General features: G+C 64.8%; 10 protein-coding genes and 2 pseudogenes. 8 read left to right on the forward strand and 4 right to left on the reverse strand.

The genetic code is table 11. The annotated features are described in order from the left end of the window. Positions 1-77 precede the first annotated feature (77 nt). The 3 genes and pseudogenes from AWC02_RS22745 to AWC02_RS23060 all read right to left on the reverse strand — a co-directional run. Positions 78-1066: pseudogene (locus AWC02_RS22745) on the reverse strand (IS3 family transposase); the annotation flags it as partial. Positions 1067-1515: 449 nt separating this feature from the next. Beyond that, on the reverse strand, positions 1516-1884 hold the full coding sequence (locus AWC02_RS22750; protein ID WP_237160566.1) for a hypothetical protein: 369 nt from the start codon (positions 1882-1884) through the stop codon (positions 1516-1518). 303 nt (positions 1885-2187) lie between these two features. After that, positions 2188-2280: pseudogene (locus AWC02_RS23060) on the reverse strand (DUF2510 domain-containing protein); the annotation flags it as partial. A gap of 2252 nt (positions 2281-4532) precedes the next feature. Between AWC02_RS23060 and AWC02_RS20810 the strand changes: the two are divergent. After that, positions 4533-4871 (forward strand): helix-turn-helix domain-containing protein, encoded by a 339-nt coding sequence (locus AWC02_RS20810; protein ID WP_237160567.1) that lies wholly within the window; start codon positions 4533-4535, stop codon positions 4869-4871. Positions 4872-4876: 5 nt separating this feature from the next. Here AWC02_RS20810 and AWC02_RS20815 read toward each other — a convergent pair whose 3' ends face one another. Beyond that, positions 4877-5386: a hypothetical protein gene (locus AWC02_RS20815; protein WP_237160568.1), complete on the reverse strand. Its 510-nt coding sequence runs from the start codon at positions 5384-5386 to the stop codon at positions 4877-4879. Between the two features lie 157 nt (positions 5387-5543). Here AWC02_RS20815 and AWC02_RS20820 point away from each other — a divergent pair, with 157 nt between their 5' ends. The 7 genes from AWC02_RS20820 (at position 5544) to AWC02_RS20850 (ending at position 20751) form a co-directional block, all read left to right on the forward strand. Next, complete coding sequence (locus tag AWC02_RS20820) at positions 5544-6791, forward strand: hypothetical protein (RefSeq protein ID WP_085130836.1); 1248 nt, start codon at positions 5544-5546, stop codon at positions 6789-6791. Positions 6792-6810: 19 nt separating this feature from the next. Next, positions 6811-7443, forward strand: a complete 633-nt coding sequence (locus tag AWC02_RS22220; protein ID WP_207568100.1) for a hypothetical protein — start codon at positions 6811-6813, stop codon at positions 7441-7443. Between the two features lie 240 nt (positions 7444-7683). Continuing rightward, positions 7684-8016: a hypothetical protein gene (locus AWC02_RS20830; protein ID WP_237160569.1), complete on the forward strand. Its 333-nt coding sequence runs from the start codon at positions 7684-7686 to the stop codon at positions 8014-8016. A 7-nt stretch (positions 8017-8023) separates the two neighbouring features. After that, positions 8024-8485, forward strand: coding sequence for a GNAT family N-acetyltransferase (locus tag AWC02_RS20835; protein ID WP_085130838.1), 462 nt, complete (start codon positions 8024-8026; stop codon positions 8483-8485). Between the two features lie 145 nt (positions 8486-8630). Beyond that, positions 8631-13766, forward strand: a complete 5136-nt coding sequence (locus AWC02_RS20840) for a DEAD/DEAH box helicase (protein WP_085130840.1) — start codon at positions 8631-8633, stop codon at positions 13764-13766. Beyond that, positions 13763-16642 carry a helicase-related protein gene (locus AWC02_RS20845; protein ID WP_085130842.1) on the forward strand — a complete coding sequence of 960 codons (2880 nt, stop codon included), beginning with the start codon at positions 13763-13765 and terminating at the stop codon, positions 16640-16642. Before AWC02_RS20840 ends, AWC02_RS20845 begins: the two co-directional genes overlap by 4 nt. Next, on the forward strand, positions 16639-20751 hold the full coding sequence (locus tag AWC02_RS20850) for an Eco57I restriction-modification methylase domain-containing protein (protein ID WP_085130844.1): 4113 nt from the start codon (positions 16639-16641) through the stop codon (positions 20749-20751). Before AWC02_RS20845 ends, AWC02_RS20850 begins: the two co-directional genes overlap by 4 nt. The last annotated feature ends 5 nt before the right edge of the window (positions 20752-20756 follow it).

Raw genomic sequence — 20756 nt, forward strand, 5'->3', positions numbered from 1 at the left:
CTTCGCAGCCCAATCCTTCGTCGCCACTGTTGAACACCTCCACAGTCAAGGCGTTGCGACGACCAGTTGAATCCGCCCTGGGCGCCGGCGTCGTTGTGCGCAATCAGGCCACGCAGATCGTAGTGCCCCTCTTGAGCCCGAGTGAAGAATGCGTGCTCGAGGGCGTCAAGAACCAGCGGCGTGGTCATCGACCTCGCTGCCCTCCAGCCGAGAATGCGACGGCTGAACGCATCGATCACGAAGGCCACGTAGACAAAACCGCTCCAGGTCGCCACATACGTAAAGTCGGCTACCCACAATCGATTTGGCGTCGGAGCGCAGAAATGGCGATCGACCAGATCCGGGTAACGGGCATGGCTGTCGTCACTGATCGTGGTCTTGTGTTTGGACCCATAGCGGGCCCCCTCCCAGCCCTGGGCGCGCATGATCCGCTCCACCGTGCAACGGGCCACATCGTGGCCCTGGCCGCGCAGCCGGATCCACATCTTGCGTGAGCCCAGGGTCTGCACGAACTTGCCGGTCTTGGCGTCGTTGCGCTGAGTGCTGATGATCTCGACTAGCTCGGCCTCGCGCACCTGGCGGCGCGTCGGGGTCTTGTTGATCCACTCGTAGTAGGTCGACGGGCTGATCGACACCCCGTTGGCCGACAGCACCGCACACATGGGCTCGACACCCCAGCGAAGCCCGGCCCCACCATCAGAGCCGGGCACCTGGTAGTCCTTGTGCTCGGCGATAAACCGAATCACCGTTTCCCGGGCCGGTCGAGCTCGGCCCCGAAGAAAATCGCCGCTGCTTTCAAGATCTCATTGGCGCGGCGCAGTTCAGCGATCTCGCGGCGCAACGCCTTGTTCTCCTGGGCCATCGCCGAGGTCACACCGGGTCGCTGACCGGAATCGACCTGCGAGCCACGAACCCAGGTCCGCAGCGTCTCCGCAGTACCGATTCCCAACATGCCGGCCACCGCGGTGATTGCCGCCCACTCCGAGGGGTACTGCGGGCGGACCTCGGCCACCATCCGCACCGCGCGCTCTCGAAGCTCAGCGGGATACCTGCTTGCACGTCCCATAACTCGAATCCTCCCAAGATCGGGAGTCTCCGGACTTACCGGGACGGCTCAATGACCATGCTGCTGCAGTTGTTGAGGTCGCCGCGATTCGGTATCTGTGCCCCGAGCAAATCCCGACGTTAGACGCGTACGCGTAATTGGTGACCGCAATCAGTCAGGACTTATTCGCTTAGGCCCCAGCGACCCGGCCGGCTCAGCACTTGAGACCCTCCCAGAAGGCCATTCTGAGTCTGACGCGCACCAAGTCTCGATCAGGTGGAGCAGGACTTTGCGGCGCGTGCAGTAGGGCAATCCTCACCGGCACCGCCGCTGAACCAGCTCGCACCACAAGACGACCCACGCGATCATCGATTCCGCCGACAATCACCACCAGTTGGGCCGCCGTTAAATGACTGACTTATGTTGATCGACGCAAGCCAAAGGTAGTGGAGACAATACCGAGCAACTGATCATTGCTCGGACTTTTGAGAGCGCGAACTTATGGCAGACCGCTCCAGCACAAAGCCGGTGATGCCTACGCCAACGAGGGTGAGAGTCGTCGCGCAGGCGAGCAGCAAGCCAAAACCCACGGAGTAACTACCTGCGTTCGAGTCGCCGAACAAAGCGCTCACATTCATCACATTTACGAGGCAGAGAAGAAGGTCGAGACCGCCTAATACTGCAGCCGCCAACGCTGCAATACTTCGCCATTCGGTCCAAAGGTAGGCCGCACCGACGACGATCGCGATCAACCCGACAATGACGGCCCAAGCTCCGGGATTGTTGGCTGTAGCTTCTACGTCGTCCTTGACGCGAGCAGCCGCGAAGGCTCCGCTCAAACCCGCTCCTGGCGGTGGTTTTACGGTGGCATGACCGTGACCGTTTATCGAAATGGCGTAACCGTAGCTCCTGGTGGAACCCCACTCAAGAAACGAAGACAGCATCAGCGTTGCACCAGTGGCTACGATTGCCCACCCGGCTACCCACCGTGAGCCACCGCGTTCAATCCGTCCCTCGCCCGTATCGCGAATCGAAGCCAGCCAGGAGGGCGTGCCATCGAATGGTCCAGTCGATGGTCTGGCTTTCAGGGGCAGGCCCTCGATCATTCGAGGTCTGTTAGCCCAACGCTGCGACAATTGCGACTCGCGTGTCTCAGCAGTCCAATCCTGGCCGTCCCACCACCGTTTCCCGGGGCCGTTGGGGTTGTCATACCAACCTGGCTTAGCAGTTGTCACTAAAAGACCTTTCTCTATCGCGTGTCCTCACATTCATGTACCGCCGAATTCCGCACCCATCAGAGGATCAGCGATCTGACCGGTCGCGTGTTACGTCACCCGAGGACCAGACCACTCAATGGCCGACACCGAACGCCTGACCGCATGCATACCGCGGTCGGCCGGACCGCACTCCGAGCACTGATGGGTCCGACTATAGAGATATGATCTTAAAGCCATGGGCCTCCAATGGACGCAGCGTGTTCAGCTTTTTCGCAATGAATATCCAGGTCGAACCGTCAGAGTCTTTCTTCACGGCGACTGGCGTCCCCTCCCGATATATTCTTATGTCTCTATCAAGGTCAGAAGGCCGGGCATACTGACCTATCGTTAAGACTAGGGAATCCCACGATGAGCACATCGCTGACCGAGTTGCATTCTGCAATGCCGGTGGGCCAGGCAACAAGGGGAGTGGTTTACACACGCTGTCCACCCAGTCGTCCGGGTCCGCCAGCGCGGAAGTCGCGAGGCCTAAGGCGAAGCACCAAAGCGTGGCCACTAAAGGCACCATCACGCGGACCATCAGCGCGCCTAATTTCATAACATGGCGAAGGCCGTCCAAGCCGCCGGGGGCAGTTCGCAATCGGCCACGCGAGGTCCATCCGTGCGTGCACGAGGCGCAAGTTCGACGGTAGTTAGTCACCATCGCGTCAGCCCCCCCCGCCGCTTGTGAAGCTGGTCGAGGCAACCCTTTATGGCATCAGTCCTGTCAAAGTTCTTCGGCGGCGGGGTCGGGTTAAGAACCGGGCTGTCTGCAAACATCTCGCCTGATCCGATCGCTGCTTCGCAGGCTTTGCGATAGTCAACACCTGCCCGCGCCACCAGCGTCTCCGCCGTATCCACCACATGCTCGCCCCACCGGTATGACTCCGACGAACCGACCCAGCTGCCGAAGGGGGCGGCACAACCCGTCAAAATTATGAAGGCGCCGCATCCCAGGACCGCAATCTGCCAATTGCGCGGCCGACTACGCCATGTGCGCATTGTCCACTTACCCCTCTTCAGGCTGCCGACCATGTTTCCGCCTATTTTTCAGAACTAAGGTACCGCTGTCCTGTTTTTTCCCAATCCTTCCAGGAGGTAATGCTTCCGAGCCGCAAGCTCTCCCCGACCGGATGACGCAGCCGAGCGACCAACTACGCCGAGCGACATCTACATTGGCCGGGCCCGACAACCTCGGCAGTGAACGGGTCAAGGTAGTCCAGATTTCATGGCCCGCCCCGGGAGCTAGGGCTAACCTCTAGTGACGCGTCCATTTCGCGGGGCGACCTGGATCGCCTAATACACCATTGGTTGCCGAGCCCGCTGCCATTGGCTTCGCGGCCAATACCGCCGTTACCTCCCGCGCCTCCCTTGCCGGAGACTTGAGCCTGCCTGAACCCCCTGAATCGCCATTGCCGCCGGAACTACCACGGGTGCCGGAGCATCCAGGCGCGGGCGCGTCGCCATCAGCACCGGTGGCACCATTACCACCTCGGACGGCCGTTTCCTCCGTTACCACCGGTATAAGCTCGGAAAGCAGGGCGGGATGGCATGCCAGGCCTCACCACAGGCGGCCAGTAGTACTCCGGGGTGAGCACGACCTGTCGTGCAGTAGGAGGACCGGGACAGCGCTGAGGACTGCCGCGGTGAACGACAGCGGTACGACGGGCCTCCTTGAGCTTGCTCATGACCACCGCCTTGGTACGCCCATAGAAGCTCCGGCGTTTGGCGTTGTCCGGTGATCGGGTCCACGTAGCTCAGCTGCGCTGCCCAGGTGCCATCAGGGCGTTTATAGACCGTGCCCTCACCATTGTGCCGCTGGCCCATGGCCACAAGCTACCTGCGTACTCCGACGCTGGTTTGCCGTATCAGTTGCCGTAACCCGCCTGGCCGTCGACGCCGGCTAACACGTCTGACCTGCTAAAACTCTGTCGGGCTGACAGGATTTGAACCTGCGACCACTTGACCCCCAGGAAGTGGCGGTAGCGCGTTGTCCCAGGTCACAGAATCTGCGGCGGCCTCGATCGGAGCCTGCAACGTTTGCAGATGCGCAGGTCGTTCACCATCGCGCGTAACGTGCGGTCCCAAGCTGGTCCCATCACCTACGGCCTGCAGTCGCCAGGTGGGTCTGCCGCACGAGGGTGCGCGACGACTCGTGAGCCCCTACCTCGACCGTGGCATTTATGTTACGGTATCTACGTCCTGCCACACATCCGAAAGGGGTGATCGCCATGAATGACGTGTTCAACACGCTGCTTGAACTTGAGGGTCGCGACCCCGAGTTCGCTCGCGCGTACGCCGCGGAGTCGGCACGGATCGAGGCGATCGATTCTATTATCAACGCGCTCGACGAGGCGCGGGGCACGGAGAAGCTGAGTAAGGCGGCACTGGCCCGCGCGATCGGCTCCGACCCCAGCACAGTGCGGCGACTCCTGTCGTCCGAGTCGGTGAACCCGACGCTCAGCACCATCGCCGAGGTCGCAGCGGCGCTGGGCATGAAGGTGACGCTCACACCGATGTCGGAGGACGAGCGCACCCGGATCACCGCACCCATGCGGGCCTGCGCCTAGAACGCTCACATCGCGGACCGGACATCTTCCTCGGTGGCGAGCGACCTGGGATTGCGCGCGAGGTACTCGTTGCCCAGTTCGCGGACCTCTGCGTAGCGCGAGTCGGGCAGGGTCGTCTGGTACGGCTTTGCAGCGCCGTCGATCACAGTGAGAAGCGGCGAGGTCTTCCCTGTCTCGTCGTAGTCGAGAAGGCAGAACAACCGGAAGTGCCACTTCCCATTTGCGGTCTTCGAGGTGACGCGCGCCTCGAAGTAGCCGGTCATGTCGCCGTGCATCGCCTCCCACTGCCCGCCGCCGGCGAACCGTTTCGGCGGCGCCTTCGCCACGGCGGCGAGGGTCGCGAGGAGACGTGCCCGAACGTTCATCGGGAACCCCAGTAGCGCATTCAAACCGGGTGAGGTCTGCGCCGCGTCGTCGTCGCGGTATCGCTTGAAGAAGGCCACCTCGTGCGTGGCGTCTGACGACAGGGGCTCCATCTTCGGGGCGGTGTCCCGAGGTGGTTTGTTGCGACTCACAGGTTCATCTCATCACGGTGTCATCGACGGCCCCGTGCGTGAGCGGGGTCGCGTCGGCCGGAGGCCTATGGGCAACCGACCCGCCCACGTCAACACCGTGAGTTGTCGGCTCCGAAGAATAAACTCGGCTCGCCGCGAGGAGGTGAGGGAGCAACCGATGAACGGTTTCATGCGTGGGCCGCAGTTGGCCGAGCTACTCGGACAGAGCGCTCGGACCGCATTCGACGAACTTGAACATCTCGATCCCGACACCTTGCTGAGCGAGAACATCGACGTGCTGGTGCATGGCCTTCTCAGGCGGCATATGCCCGAACCCGTCTCGGTCGATTGGACCGCCGTCGCCGGAACACCGGTGCAGGAGACGACGATTGAACGCTCAACCATGGAGTTCGGGGAACGTCGCGACTATCGCATCCCGGGCAGCCGCTTGACCATCTCCTGGCCGCTGACGGGCAGCGCCGAGATACTCCGGCGGCAGGCGTCGCAGTTCACGCTGGGATCCGACCGCGGGACGATCAGGGACGGCAGCGTCCAGCTCGAAATTGAGGCGACCGAGCTCTCCACCGAGTTCGTGGAGCGACAGATGGCGGAGGTGCGCGAGGACGTCGACAGACGGATCACGTGGGCGAACCGCGACGTGGCGATCCACCGAGAGCAAGTCGAGCGTGAACTCAAGGCGGCCGCAGAGGCGCGACGTGCACGGATCACCGAGAACCGGCGGATCAGCTCCGCACTGAACATCCCGATCACGCCCACGGGCGTACCGCGGCCTCCTGTCCCAGCCCTGCGCAGGCAGGTGCCTCTACAACAGCGCCGAGCTTCGGCGGAGTTCACGCCCGAACCCGTGCTCGACAAGGCGATCTATCAGGACATCCTTGACGTCGTCGAGAACTGGGCACGGTCACTGGAACGCACGTGTACGCCCGCGATCCGCGCCCTCGGAGAGGAGGCGCTGCGGGATCTGCTGCTCGGAACACTGAACGGCTACTGGCAGGGGGCTGCAGGGGGTGAGCTGTTCAACGGCGAGGGCAAGACCGACATCCTCATTCGAGAAAACGGCCGCAACGTCTTCATCGCCGAATGCAAGGTGTGGGCCGGTGCGAATAGAGCGACCTCAGCACTCGACCAGCTGCTGAGCTACCTGGTGTGGCGTGACACCAAGGCGGCGTTGATCGTATTCATCAAGCGGTCGACACCAAACGAGATCATCGATCGCCTCCAAGCCGCGGTTCGCGGGCACCCGCGTCACCTACTTACCGCGGATGACTCCGACCCGAGTCGGCGGGCCGAATACGTCTTCGCCGCCGAGGACGACGGGCGCCGGATCGAATTGGCTGTGATCCCGGTGGTGATGCTCGAACCCGTAGATGCCCCTGACGAGGTGTCATCCGCCCATGACGAATGAGACGTACCGAGTCCGGAGGATGAAGCTTGCCGAGCCCGACGCGAACAGGATCGGGAAGTGGGCCTCACTTTGGGCGGACCTGATCCACGTCGACATGGTCCTCGCCGCGAGGTCGAAGGTCCCCAATGTCGCGGCCAACGTGTTCCATCGCCGCGCGCTGTGGGAGTCTGCGATCGTCAGCTACGGGCGGATGGCGGTCAGCGAGAAGCGACGCAAGCTCGCCCACGACGATCTGCTGCGCGCCGCAAGAGGCGAGCGAGGCGTCGTGTTCCACGAAACTCTCATGGGGTGGCGCCACGATCACGTTGCACATCGTCTGTCCCGGGACCTTGAGACCGTCACTGTCTGCGCGGACTTCCTCGATGATGACCCCGATGAGCTCGATTCAATCCGAGTCTTCGTGTCACCGTCGGGTGGGCCGGCCGACGATTCGCCGCTCGTGGTGGAGTTCCGCGAGCATGCGAAGACGTTGCGGGACGCGTTGTGGGAGAAGTACCTGGCACCGCCCGCGGATTTGATCGCGAAGCGCGGCCCGCGGGGAATCCTGGTATCGCCGCAGCCCCCGCCCGCAGATGGACTCACCGTCCAGCAGGTGTTGTGGTCCCGGATGAACGGCACGGGTATCGCCAGCAGGCCCTCCCCGAACCCGTAAGGGCTGTCGGCAGCGACGCCTACCCTGTCGCCACGCCGCACGAACGCCGGCCGCACCGCTACACCCGGGGAGGAACCATGACACTTGACGAACTTCGCACGATCATCATCAGCTCCACGTCACGCGACTGGTCGAGGATCACGGCGGCGGGGGCCGACGTACCGAGATCGCTTCGGTTCGTGGAGCAGCCCCGCCGACGGCACGTCAGGCGTCGAGCACGACAGCCACACCGAGGTAGCCGTGTACCGGCCGGACATCGACCTGACGATCTCCTACGGGATGCCGGAGAGCCAGCACGACCGCAATCTGTCCTTTGCGTGGTCGGAGAACTTCCCGGACTCCAACATCCGCGAGATCAGCATCGCCGACATCTTCTGGCGCGGCTCGCTGGTGGACCGGGTGAACTACGTCTACGTCGACGGTGGCGGGGCGATCGTGCCGCTGGGCCGCGATAACCAAGGTCTGCGCATCAACCAGTACGAGCTCGCAGTGGCCCGGCTCCTCAGCGGAATCGCGGACTACCAGGAGTTCGACCGGTACTACTCCTCGGTGCCCTTCGAGATGCAGGCCTGACCCCGCCATGGCCATCGAACTCATCGATCACCGCAGAGGCTCAGCGGACCGGTACTCATGGTTGCCGCCGTTCGACTGGACCGTCGCCTACGCGAACGAGCGCTGGTGGAATGAGCCCCGCGGTTACTACGTCGGCGAGCCATGGTTCGTACAGGTGCTGGAGGACGGCGTAGAAGTAGCTCGCGTCGAACTTGATGACCCCGGCGGCATCAACCCTCAATACTCGGATGTTCCGAAGCCCGGGGCGGAGCGGCTGGAGATCCAGTTCATCGAGGTGGCCACCGCGGCGGCAGGTCGCGGCGTCGGGACCTCGGTGGTGCGCTCCCTTGAGATGCGGCATCCGGAGCGCCGCCTGTTCGCGTACAGCGAGGAGGCGCATGGGTTCTGGGCCTCGCTGGGCTGGGAACGGTTCGATCATCCCGAAGGTGAGCAGTTCCACCGTCCGCTATTTGTCCGACCAGCGCGGTAGAAGGCTGCCCCTTCGTTTTGACGGGTTCAAGTCGAAAGTCGGTCCACGTTCCATTCGCCCGCGTGACAATCCCCCGCACTGTCGGCCCCGCAAAGTAAGGTCAGCTTCGTTTGGTGCTTGACGTCGAGGAAAGGGGGGCGCCGCAATGGACGCGTTCGGTGTCCTGAACGAGGTCTTGGGCGACTACGAGAACTTCGTCAAGGGCTTCCTGGAGATCAAGGACGACCAAATCCGCAGCAAGGTCGAAAAGGAGATCGCCGACGGCCTGCTCTGGCCGGAACCCTGGCTCGCCCTGAATCCGGCGTTCGAGTCCGGCGGTACGGTCAGCGAACTGGCTGGCAAGGGTGTTCTCGACCCCGAGTCGTCCAACATCTTCCGTGACCCGGCCGGCAACGAGATCGCCTTCCACCGCCATCAGACCGACGCCTTCGAGATCGCCAACCGCCGCGAGTCCTACGTGCTGACCACCGGAACCGGGTCGGGCAAGTCCATGTCCTACATCGTTCCGATCGTCGATCGGGTGCTGCGCGAGGGATCCGGCAAAGGCGTGCGGGCCATCATCGTCTATCCGATGAACGCCCTGGCCAACAGCCAGCGCAATGAGCTGGAGAAGTTCCTCGGCAAGACGAATCCCAAAGTCAGCTTCGCCCGGTACACCGGCCAGGAGAACAGGGAAGAGCGTGAGAAGACGCTTGCTTCTCCCCCGGACATCCTGCTGACCAACTACGTCATGTTGGAACTGATGCTCACCCGCCCGAAGGAGCGCAAGAACCTCATCAGCAGCGCGGCGAACCTGTCATTTCTGGTTCTCGACGAGCTACACACCTACCGCGGCCGCCAGGGCGCCGACGTAGCGATGCTGGTCCGCCGACTGTGCAGCGCCGTCACATCGAACGACATCCAGTGCATCGGCACCAGTGCGACACTCGCCGGCCCGGGCACCAAAGCCGAGCAGCGCCAGCAAGTCGCCGAGTTGGCAACCAGAATCTTCGGTGTCCCGATCCCGGCCGCCAACATTGTCGGGGAAACCCTCCGCCGCGCGACCACCGGCGACACAGACCCCGCCGCGCTCACGGCCCGCCTGGCCGAATCGGCGCCGACGGACTGGCAAGCACTGCAGTGCGACCCCCTGGCCGTCTGGACCGAACACCATTTCGGCCTGCACACCGACGACGAGGGCAAGCTCGCACGACGCCCACCGTCAAAGCTCAAAGACGCGGCCAAGAAACTGCACACCGAAACAGGGGTAGACCAAACTGCCTGCGAGCAGAAGTTGCAGGAGTTGCTGCTTGCAGGTTCCCGCGCGCGCGATCCGCAGGGCCGCGCGCTGTTCGCGTTCAAGCTGCATCAGTTCATCGGTAAAGGCGACACCGTCTACACCACGCTGGAGCCCCCCGAGAAGCGATACCTCACCACGCAGTATCAGCGCAGCGCGCCCAACCGCCCATTGGGTCAACCCCTGTTCCCACTGGCGTTCTGCCGCGAGTGCGGTCAGGAGTTCCTGGTCGTGAACCTGGAGCGCGGCGGTGAGAACTTCAGCCCCCGTATCCCCAACTCCGATTTGGTCGAGCACCCCGACGCTGAAGGCCTGTTGTTCCTGACGAATTCGCCGTGGCCGGACCCGAGCGATCCTGCTCTGCTGGAGCTGGTACCGGAGGACTGGGTCGTGTCCAGCGGGTCCGGCCAGGCGCTGGACAAAGCCCGGGTGTCCAAGATGCCGAGCTCATTACGTGTCGACGAGTTCGGCACCATCACCGACGACGGGATGCCGGTGGCGTTCTTCGAGCGCCTCGAATTCTGCCCATCCTGCAAGACCAGTTACGAAAGTACCCGCCAGTCGCAATTCTCCCGGGTGGCCAGCCTCGGCACCGAGGGCCGCGCCAGTGCCGTGACGGTGCTGTCCCAATCTGTCGTGCGGACTCTGCGCACTGAAGACGATCTCGATGTCGAAGCGCGAAAGTTCTTGGCGTTCAGCGACAACCGCCAGGACGCGAGCCTGCAGGCCGGCCATTTCAACGACTTCGTGTTGGTGGGGATGATCCGCTCGGCTCTCTTCCGCGCGGCTGCCGACCACGAGGAGCGCAACGGTGAACCCCTCACCGACGAGAACCTCGGACCCGAAGTCGTCAAAGCCCTCAGCGGCAAGGGATTGAAATTTTTCGCCCGCGACGAGGAAACCGCCGACGAACCCATCCCCCGCAAGAAGATCACCCGGGCGCTGCGCGATGTCGTCACCTACCGATTGTGGGCCGATCTCAAGCGCGGCTGGCGCATCACCATGCCCAACCTGGAGCAGACCGGACAGCTACGCCTGGCCTACGAGGGGGTGGACGAGCTCGCTGCCCACGACGACAAATGGGCAGGCTGCGGGGAACCCCTGGCCGGCGCCGGCTCCGAGACGCGACGCGAAGTGATGCATGTCCTCCTCGACGAACTGCGCCGAAACCTGTGCATCGACACCGAATTCCTTACCGACGAAAAGTTCGACGCCGTCCGCCGGGCCAGCCGGGAATGGCTGAAAGACCCGTGGGCCATCTCCGATGAAGCCGGCACGTACAGCGGCCTGGCCTACCCCGGTGGGCGGCCCAAGAACGTGGCCGGCACCGGGGCGGACCTACACCTGTCCGGCTTGGGCGCGTTCGGGCGTTGGCTGCGCCGCCCCAACCGTTTCCCCGCATACCAGCATGCACTGAAGACCGCCGACGCCCAGGCGATCATCGAGCACCTGATGGAGGTCATGGCCAAGGCGGGCATTCTGGTGCGCATCGCGGTACCAAAGCGGCCCACCGGCTACCAGCTGCGCGCTGATCTCATCGCCTGGCATCCCGGTGACGGTAAGCATCGGGCGCCGGACCCCATCCGCAGCAACCAGACCGGGGGTCGGGTCAACCCGTACTTCAAAGCCCTCTATGCCGAGACCGCCAACTCGCTCGTCGGCTTGCAGGCCCGTGAACACACAGCGCAGGTCGAGCCCTCGAAACGCCAGAAACGCGAAGAAGAATTCGGCGAAGCCCGGCTGCCGGTGCTGTACTGCTCTCCCACGATGGAACTCGGCGTCGACATCAAGAGCCTCAATGTGGTCGGCATGCGCAATGTTCCACCTACCCCGGCCAACTACGCGCAGCGCTCCGGACGGGCCGGTCGGTCCGGTCAGCCGGCGATCGCCCTGACCTACTGCGCCACCGGAAACGCGCACGACGCCTACTACTTCCGCCGCAGTCAGGACATGGTCGCCGGAGCGGTGGCACCGCCGCGGCTGGAGCTGGGCAACCAGGATCTAGTTCGCGCCCACGCCCACTCGATCTGGCTGGTCAAGTGCGGCCTGGACCTCAAGGCCAGCATGGTCGACCTGTTGGAGATCGACCAGCCGGGACAGCCGTTGCGCCCCGAGGTGCTCGCGACCATCGAGTCGAAATCAAGCCGCGCCGAGGCGATCACCGCGATCACCGCAGTGCTGGAAGCAGCCTCCGAGGTCACCAGCGCCCCGTGGTGGACCGACACCTGGGTCACCGACACCGTCGACAAAGCACCGGCCCGTTTCAACAATGCCGCCGACCGCTGGCGCGGCCTGTACAACGAAGCGCAGAACGAACTCGACCAGGCCAACCAGACGCTGAAGACCATCGGCGCCTCGGAGGCATCCAAACAGCGTGCCCGCGGCCGTATTTCGGAGGCACGAGCGGCACTCGACCTGCTCAAGGGCCAAGTCGACGACGTGCTGCAGGGCGACTTCTACACCTACCGCTACTTCGCGTCGGAAGGCTTCCTACCCGGTTACTCCTTCCCGCGACTCCCGCTGTCGGCGTTCATTCCGGCCGAACGCCGCACCCGAAGCGGCGGGGAGGGCGATTTCATCCAACGCCCACGATTCGTGGCCATCAGCGAGTTCGGCCCCGGCGCGTTCATCTATCACGAGGGCGCCCGGTACGAGGTCAACCGGGTCAGCCTGCCCGCACGCGAGGACGGCACCGGTGTGCACATCAGTGAGATCAAGCGGTGCGGTGCCTGCGGGTACCTGCACGAGTCCACCGAGCCTGACCTCTGCCAGCATTGCGGCAGCCCGTTCGGCATCGAGGCCACCATGGGCAACCTGATGCGGCTGCTGTCGGTCAAGACCCGTCGCCGTGACCGTATCAGCGCCGACGAAGAAGAGCGCCAGCGCGCCGGGCACGAAATTGTGACCACCATTCGTTTTGTGCCACACGGGGTTCGCGCCGGACAGCTCACCAGCACCATCATCGAGGGCGGGCATGAACTCGGCACCATGACCTACGGAGACACCGCGCTGATCCGCCGGATGAACGTCGGCCTGCGCCGCCGCAAGGACAAAGACGTCCGCGGTTACGTCCTCGACACCGTCGAAGGCCGCTGGTGCAAGGAAGCCGACCTGGCCAAGAACGTGCACGGCGAGGCGCCGCGGTACCAGAGGGTGATCCCCTATGTCGAGGACCACCGCAACGCCCTGCTGCTGCATCTGGATCCCTCGATCGGGACCGATCAGCGGATGGCCGCGATGTATGCGCTCAAGCGCGGTATCGAAGCCGTCTACCAGTTGGAAGGCTCCGAACTCGCGGTCGAGGCCCTGCCCTCCAACACCGGCGACGACGCGTGGTCACGACTGCTGTTCTTCGAAGCCGCTGAAGGTGGGGCCGGCGTGCTGCGCAGGTTGGCCGCCGAAGATGGGCAGCTCACGCGGGTGGCACGAAAAGCACTGGAGATTCTGCACTTCGATCCCGACGCCGGTGAAGACCGCAAACGCGCCCCCCACGCGACCGAAGACTGCGCGCAAGCGTGCTACGACTGCTTGCTGTCCTACAGCAACCAGTGGGACCACCAGCACCTGGACCGACACTGCGTGCGCGATCTGCTCAAGCGGATCGCTGTGTCGAACGTTGTCGTCGGAGCAGGCGGTGAGGCACCGGACGCTCAACTCGAGCGACTCGAGCAGGCCTGCGACAGCGAGCTGGAGAAGAAGTTCTTGGCATTGCTGGTCCAGCATGGCTACCGCCTGCCCGATGACGCCCAAAAAATCGTCACCGGCTTCTACGTCCGGCCCGATTTCGCCTACCACGTCGACGGTATGGACGTCGCCGTCTTTGTCGATGGCCCCCATCACGACGCAGCCCATCAGCAGGAGAAGGACGAACAGGCACGCATGAAGCTCGAAGACGAGGCCGGTTGGCTGGTGTTGCGGTTCCACCACCAAGATGGCGAAGCTGGCTGGCTCACGACGATCGCCGAACACCGCGGCATCTTCGGCGAAGCCAGGGCCAACGCATGACGCCGCTCGACTACCCGGCCGGCAGTCTCGTCAACGCCCGTGGCCGCGACTGGCTGGTGCTGCCCGGCTCCCCAGAGGGCGCGCTGCTGGTCCGCCCGCTCGGCGGGCACGAGCACGAAACCACCGTGCTACTGCCCGACATCGACGACTTCGCCTCCGCCACCTTCGAGCCACCCACGGTCGACGACCGCGGCGACGCCGGCCGGGCCCGCCTGCTGCGCGACGCGCTGCGGCTCTCCTTCAGTGCGAGCGGCGGCCCGTTCCGGTCGTTCGCTCGCCTGGCCGTCACCCCCCGCAACTACCAGCTGGTTCCGTTGATGATGTCGGCCAACCAGGACGTCACCCGGCTGTTGATCGCCGACGGCGTCGGCATCGGTAAGACCGTCGAGGCGGGACTGATCGCCGCCGAGCTGCTGGCCACCGGCGAGACGCAGCGATTGGCGGTGCTGTGCTCCCCGCAACTGGCGCCGCAGTGGCAGAGCGAGCTTCGGCACAAGTTCGGCATCGACGCGAAGCTGCTGCTGCCGTCCACGGTCAACCGGCTGATGCGCAGTGTCCCCTTCGGCTCCAACCTCTACCAACATCACCCCCATCTGGTGATCTCCACCGACTTCGTCAAACAGAAGACCCGGCGCGACGAATTCGCCCTGCACTGCCCGGAGTTGGTGATCGTCGACGAAGCCCACACCTGCGTGGCAGGCGCCGGTGTCGGCACATCGAGCCAGGCCCATCTGCGCTACACCCTGCTGCGCAAACTCGCCGACGACAAGGACCGGCACCTGGTGCTGCTGACCGCAACCCCGCACAGCGGCGACGACACCGCCTGGCAGTCGCTGATCGGTCTGCTCGACGACAGGCTCGGCGACCTGCCCGCCGACCTGTCCGGCCGGGACCGCGAAGACGACCGCAAGCTGCTCGCCAGGTACATGATCCAGCGCCAGCGCGCCGACATCCGCGAGTATCTGCGCGGCGAATTCAAGGAGGACACCCCGTTCCCAGAACGGGAGACCACCGAATCCGCATACAAGCTCACCGCCGGATATCGCCAACTGTTCGACGACGTGATGGATTACGTCCGCGAGCAGGTCACCGACCCCAAGCTCAGCGCGGTGCGCCAGCGCGTCCGCTGGTGGTCAGCGATCGCACTGCTGCGGTGTCTGGCGTCCAGTCCGGCCGCAGCCGAGCAGACGTTGCTCAACCGCTCCGCGGTCGCCACCGCCGACGACGAGCGTGACGTGGACGCCTACGCCGAACCGCGCGTGCTCGACACCGACCTCGACGACACGACGGAAGCCGAGGACGTCACCGTCGGCGCTGACACCGGCGACAGTGACGAGACCGACACCAAGGCACGGAAGCGCCTGCGTGAGTTGGCCGCACAGGCCGCGGCTCTCAAAGGGCCACGCTCCGACGCCAAGCTCAAGCGCCTCATTCCGCTGCTGAAGGAACTGATTGACGAGGGCTACCACCCCATCGTCTTCTGCCGCTACATCCCCACCGCCGACTACCTCGCCGAACACCTGGGCACAGCACTGGCGAAGATCAAGGACCTCAAGATCGACGCGGTGACCGGGACGCTGCCGCCGGAGGAACGTGAGACCCGCGTCGACACCCTTAGCGCCCATGACGGCCCCCGACTACTCATAGCGACCGACTGCCTGTCGGAGGGCATCAACCTGCAGGACGGTTTCACTGCCGTCGTGCACTACGACCTGGCGTGGAATCCGACGCGCCACGAACAGCGGGAAGGCCGCGTCGACCGGTTCGGCCAGCAGGCACCCACCGTGCGCACCGTGACCTACTACGGCGAGGACAACGGCATCGACGGCCTGGTGCTGGAAGTGCTGATCCGGCGCCACGAGAACATCAAGCGCAGCATCGGTGTCGCGGTGCCGATCCCGGTCGATTCCACCACCGTGATGAAGGCGATCTGGGAATCGCTGCTGTTGCGGGGCAAGCAAGCCGAACAGCTGACCCTGGACTTCGGCGCGGCCACCTCCCAGTCGCTGGCCGACCAGGTTGAGGTCGAATGGACCAACGCCGCCGAGCGGGAGAAGGTGTCCCGGTCGCGGTTCCGTCAAGCCGGACTGAAACCCGACACCGTCGAGGCGGCTCTGGCCGAGGTACGACGCGCACTGGGCGGGCCAGCCGACGTCGAAACCTTCACCCGCACAGCGCTGTCGCTGTTGGGGGCGCCGATCAGCGACACCGATGACGGGTTCACCGCGGTCATCGACACCCTGCCGGCGGCAGTACGCGACCAGCTCCCTCCTGCCAAGGGTGGCCGGCTTCATTTCCACCGTTCGCTGCCGGTGCCGACCGGGCACAGTGTGCTGACCCGGACCGATGCCACGGTGGATGCGCTGTCGCGGTATGTCCTCGACGCCGCGCTCGACTCCCGGCTCGATCCGGCCGCCCGCCCCGCGCGCCGCGCTGGGGTGATGCGGACCCGCGACGTCGGCAAGGTGACGACACTGCTGATGGTGCGCCACCGGCTGGAGATCACCCTCCCGGGCGCTGCTACCACCGTCACCCAGGTCGCTGAGGAAGCCAAGTTCTTGGCGTTCACCGCGACCGGGGACACCCTGACCTGGCTTCCGCAGGCCGAGGTCGACGCCCTGTTGACCCTGCAACCGTCTGGCAACGTGGATGATTCGCTGGCGCGGATGCAGTTGGGGCGTGCCCTGAGCCGTCTGGGCGCGCTCACCGAGCACCTCACCACGACCGGTAGGGAGGCGGCGAAAGACTTGGTGTCCGAGCATCAGGCGGTACGCAGCGCCTCCAAGGCCGGCGGCCGCGCGCCGACGGTGCGGTTCCTGCCACCCGCGGATGTCCTCGGCGTCTACGTGTTCCTGCCGGAGGCGGGTGCCCGATGAGCGCGCTGAACGTCTTCAAGGGTGTCCGTACGGTCGGCACCGCGCTGCCCGCCGAGGCGATCCCGCGCGCCAACGAACTGCGGATGCCCGGTCAGACCGCCGAGGGCTATCAACTGTCGCCGGGGATGGCGGTCAACGGGGCCATCGCCCGCGCCTGGGAGGCCATGCTGGCCGCGCATCGCGCCTGGCACGCCGCACTGGAGCGGCTGCCCGAAGGGGATGCCGCCACCAAGCTCACCCGGGACAAGTGGCTGCTGCCCCTGCTCTACGAACTCGGTTGGGGCCGGCCCGATGTCATCAGCGGCGGGCTGGCCGTGCCGCCCGGGCTCGGCGAGACCGAGGCCCCGCACTTCCCCATCTCCCATCGGGTCGCCTGGCCCGACGCGGCGAACGCCGCAGCCTGGGTGCCGCTGCACCTGGTCGGTGCGGGCGTGGACCTGGACGCCAAGACTGCCGGGGTCACCGCACGCGCACCGCAGGCCATGGTGCAGGACTACCTCAACCGCGAGGACCGCGCCCTGTGGGCGATCGTGTCCAACGGCCACCAGCTGCGTCTGCTGCGCGACGCCTCCAGTCTCACCAGGCAGTCCTTCGTCGAATTCGACCTCGACGCCATCTTCACCGACCAGCTCTACGCCGACTTCCGGGTGCTGTTCCTGACGGTGCATGCCAGCCGATTTGCGCCCCGCCTGGATGACAAGGCAGCCAAGGCGGCACAACCCGAAGCCGACAGCGACGACTCCGCCGAAGACGCCGACATCGAGGTCACCGAACCGAAGCTGGATAACTGCTGGCTGGAACGCTGGCGCACCACCGCCATCGATGACGGCGCCCGTGCACTGCTGAACCTGCAGCACGGCATCGCCGCCGCACTGCAGGAGCTGGGTACCGGGTTCGTCGCGCACCCAGCCAACGTGGCACTGCGCGAGACCCTGGCCGCGGCGACCGACGCCGACCGCGACTTGCAGCGCGCGCTGCTGCGCATCGCCTACCGGTTGATCGTGCTGTTCGTGGTCGAAGACCGTGACCTGCTGCATCGCTCCGACGTCCCCGAGAGCGCGCGAACCCTGTATTCGGACTACTTCTCCACGGCACGGCTGCGTCGGCTGGCTGCCGAACCGATCGGCGGCTGGCACACCGACCTGTGGGAAGCCCACCAGATCGTCACCGACGCGCTGGCCGGCGACGGCCTGCCCGCCCTCGGACTGAGCGGCCTGGGCGCGAGCCTGTATTCGCGGGACGCGCTGAGCATTCTCGATGGCGCCAAGCTGCCCAACCGGGCGTTGTTGGCGGCGGTGCGAGCACTGGCCCAGATCGACGACCCGGTCACCGGACTGCCACGCCCGGTCGACTACCGCAACCTCGACAGCGAGGAACTCGGCGGCATGTATGAGGGCCTGCTGGCCTACACGCCGCGCTACCACGCCGACGAGCGAACCTTCACCCTGGACGTGGCGACCGGCAACGACCGCAAGAAGTCCGGCTCCTACTACACCCCCTCCGACCTCATCGCGTTGGTTCTCGACGAGGCACTCGACCCGCTGATCGACGAAGCCATCCGCGAGGCCGACCCCGAACGGGCCCTTCTCGATCTCACCGTGGTCGACCCCGCCTGCGGCAGTGGGCATTTCGTGGTCGCCGCGGCACGGCGCATCGCCGCCGCCCTGGCCACCGTGCGCACCGGCGAGACCGAATCCACCCCGGCCGCGCTGCGGGCGGCCACCGCCGATGTAATCGAGCGCTGCGTCTACGGCGTGGACCTCAACGACCTCGCCATCGAGATCACCAAGGTGGCGCTCTGGCTGGAAGCGTTCGACGCCGACCGTCCCTTCCCTTTCCTCGACGCGCACTTCCGGGTAGGCAATGCGCTGCTGGGCACCACCCCGGAATTGTTGCGGCACAACATCCCCGACACCGCTCTTGTCGCTCTCGGCGATGACGACAAGGACTGGACCAAGAAGCTCAAGGCCCGCAACAAATCCGAGCGCAAAGTCGATCAAGACCAGTTGACGCTGAGTTTCGGCGCCGAAACTCTCAACGTCGAGACCAGCCAGTTCACCAAGGCCGCGCACGAGGCCGACACCGGCACCGTCGCCTCCGTCGCCGCCCTGCGTGCCCGCGCCGACGCCTGGCGCCGCCTGGAAACCGACCCGGACCTGGTGGCCGCCAAACTGGTGGCCGACGCCTGGTGCGCGGCGTTCGTGCAAGCCAAGACCGGTGCGACCACCTCGGGGCAGGGCATCACCCACGCCACCATGCGTGCACTATCCGAAGCCCCGGAATCCGTACCGGACACCCTCATCAGCCAGATCAATGCCCTGGCCCGGCAGTACCGTTTCTTCCACTGGCACTTGGAGTTCCCCGGCATCTTCACGGTCCCCGATGACGGTAGCGCCGACCCAGACACCGGCTGGACGGGTGGTTTCTCCTGTGTGGTCGGCAACCCGCCGTGGGAACGGGTGAAAATCCAAGACAAGGAGTTCTTCGGAAACGCCGGCCGACCCGACATCGAAAGCGCGGCGACCGCGGCGATCCGCAAAAAGATGATCGACAACCTCGCCGACACCGACCCCGATCTGCACCGCGCCTACCGTGCCGCACTGCGGCAATCGGACGGCACCGCACACCTGCTACTCAAGAGTGGCCGCTACCCGTTCACCGGGCAAGGTGACGTCAACACCTACAGCGTGTTCGCCGAAACGATGCGCACCGTCACCAACCCCTCCGGCGCAGCCGGCATCATCACACCCACCGGCCTGGCGACCGACAAGACGACCGCACCGTTCTTCGCCGACACGTTGAGCAATCACCGGTTGTATGCGTTCTACGACTTCGACAACGAAGCCAAGATTTTCCGCGATGTCGATCATCGCGTTCGGTTCGCCGTCACGACCATGACTGGTACGCAGCGCACGGTGCGGCGCACCAAGTTCGCCTTCCTCAACCGGCACGTCTCCGATGTCCCCGAAAAGCGATTCCAGTTGGCCGCCGACGAAGTGCTTGCGCTGAACCCGAACACCGGAACACTGCCGATGTTCCGCAGCCGCAAGGACGCCGACATCACCCTCGGCATCTACTCCCGGCATCCGGTGCTAATCCGCGACGGCGACCCCGACGGCAATCCCTGGGGACTCTCGTTCGCACGGCTCTTCGACATGGCCAACGACTCCGGGCTGTTCCACACGGCCGAAGACCTCACCGACGCGAAGTTCAACGGCTGGTCCTACACCCGCGGCAACAAGGAGTACGTGCCGCTGTACGAAGCGAAGATGCTCAGCCACTTCGACCACCGGTTCTCCACCTACAAGGACGCTACCCAGGCGCAGTTGAATGTCGGCTCCCTGCCGCGGCTCACCGATGAGCAGCACGACAACCCAGAGCTAGAGCCGCTCGCGCGGTATTGGGTGGAGCGTTCGGAAGTAGACACCAAGGTCGAAGATCGCTGGGATCGAAAGTGGCTTGTCGGCTGGCGCGACATCACCAATGCAAGTAACGAGCGGACCTACGTACCGTCTGTGCTCCCCCTATCCGGTGTGGGTCACGTCTTTCCCATCGCTTTCCCAGACGACCCAATGCGGGCCATCCAACTCCACGGGCTCTGGTCGAGCAATATCTACGATTTCGTAGCACGCCAGAAGCTGAGTGGTACCCACATGACGTACAACATCGTTCGGCAGCTCGCTACGCCTAATCCCGCCACCTTCGAACGCCCAACCCCATGGCGTCAAAGCAAGAGCCTCGGCAATTGGCTGGAGCCTTATGTCTTGGAGTTGTCGTACACTTCGTCTCGGCTGAGACCCTATGCCGTAGACCTCGGCGACGCCGGCCCGCCCTTCCGCTGGGATCCCGCGCGCAGGGCCCAACTACGTGCCGATCTCGACGCCGGCTTCCTCCACATCTACGGCCTCGATCGCGACGAGGCCGAGCATGTCCTCGACTCGTTCTTTGTCGTCCGCAAGTACGAGGAACGCGACTTCGGCGAGTATCGCACCAAACGCCTCGTGCTAGAAGCCTACGACCGCATGGCCGTGGCCATTGCCAACGGCGGCAAGGGCTGGAAGCCGCTCGCCGATCCGCCCGCCGGTCATGGGCCCCGTCACCTCGAATAGTCAAG

The sequence above is a fragment of the Mycolicibacter engbaekii genome (genome assembly GCF_002101585.1).
GTDB classification, from domain to species: Bacteria; Actinomycetota; Actinomycetes; order Mycobacteriales; family Mycobacteriaceae; genus Mycobacterium; species Mycobacterium engbaekii.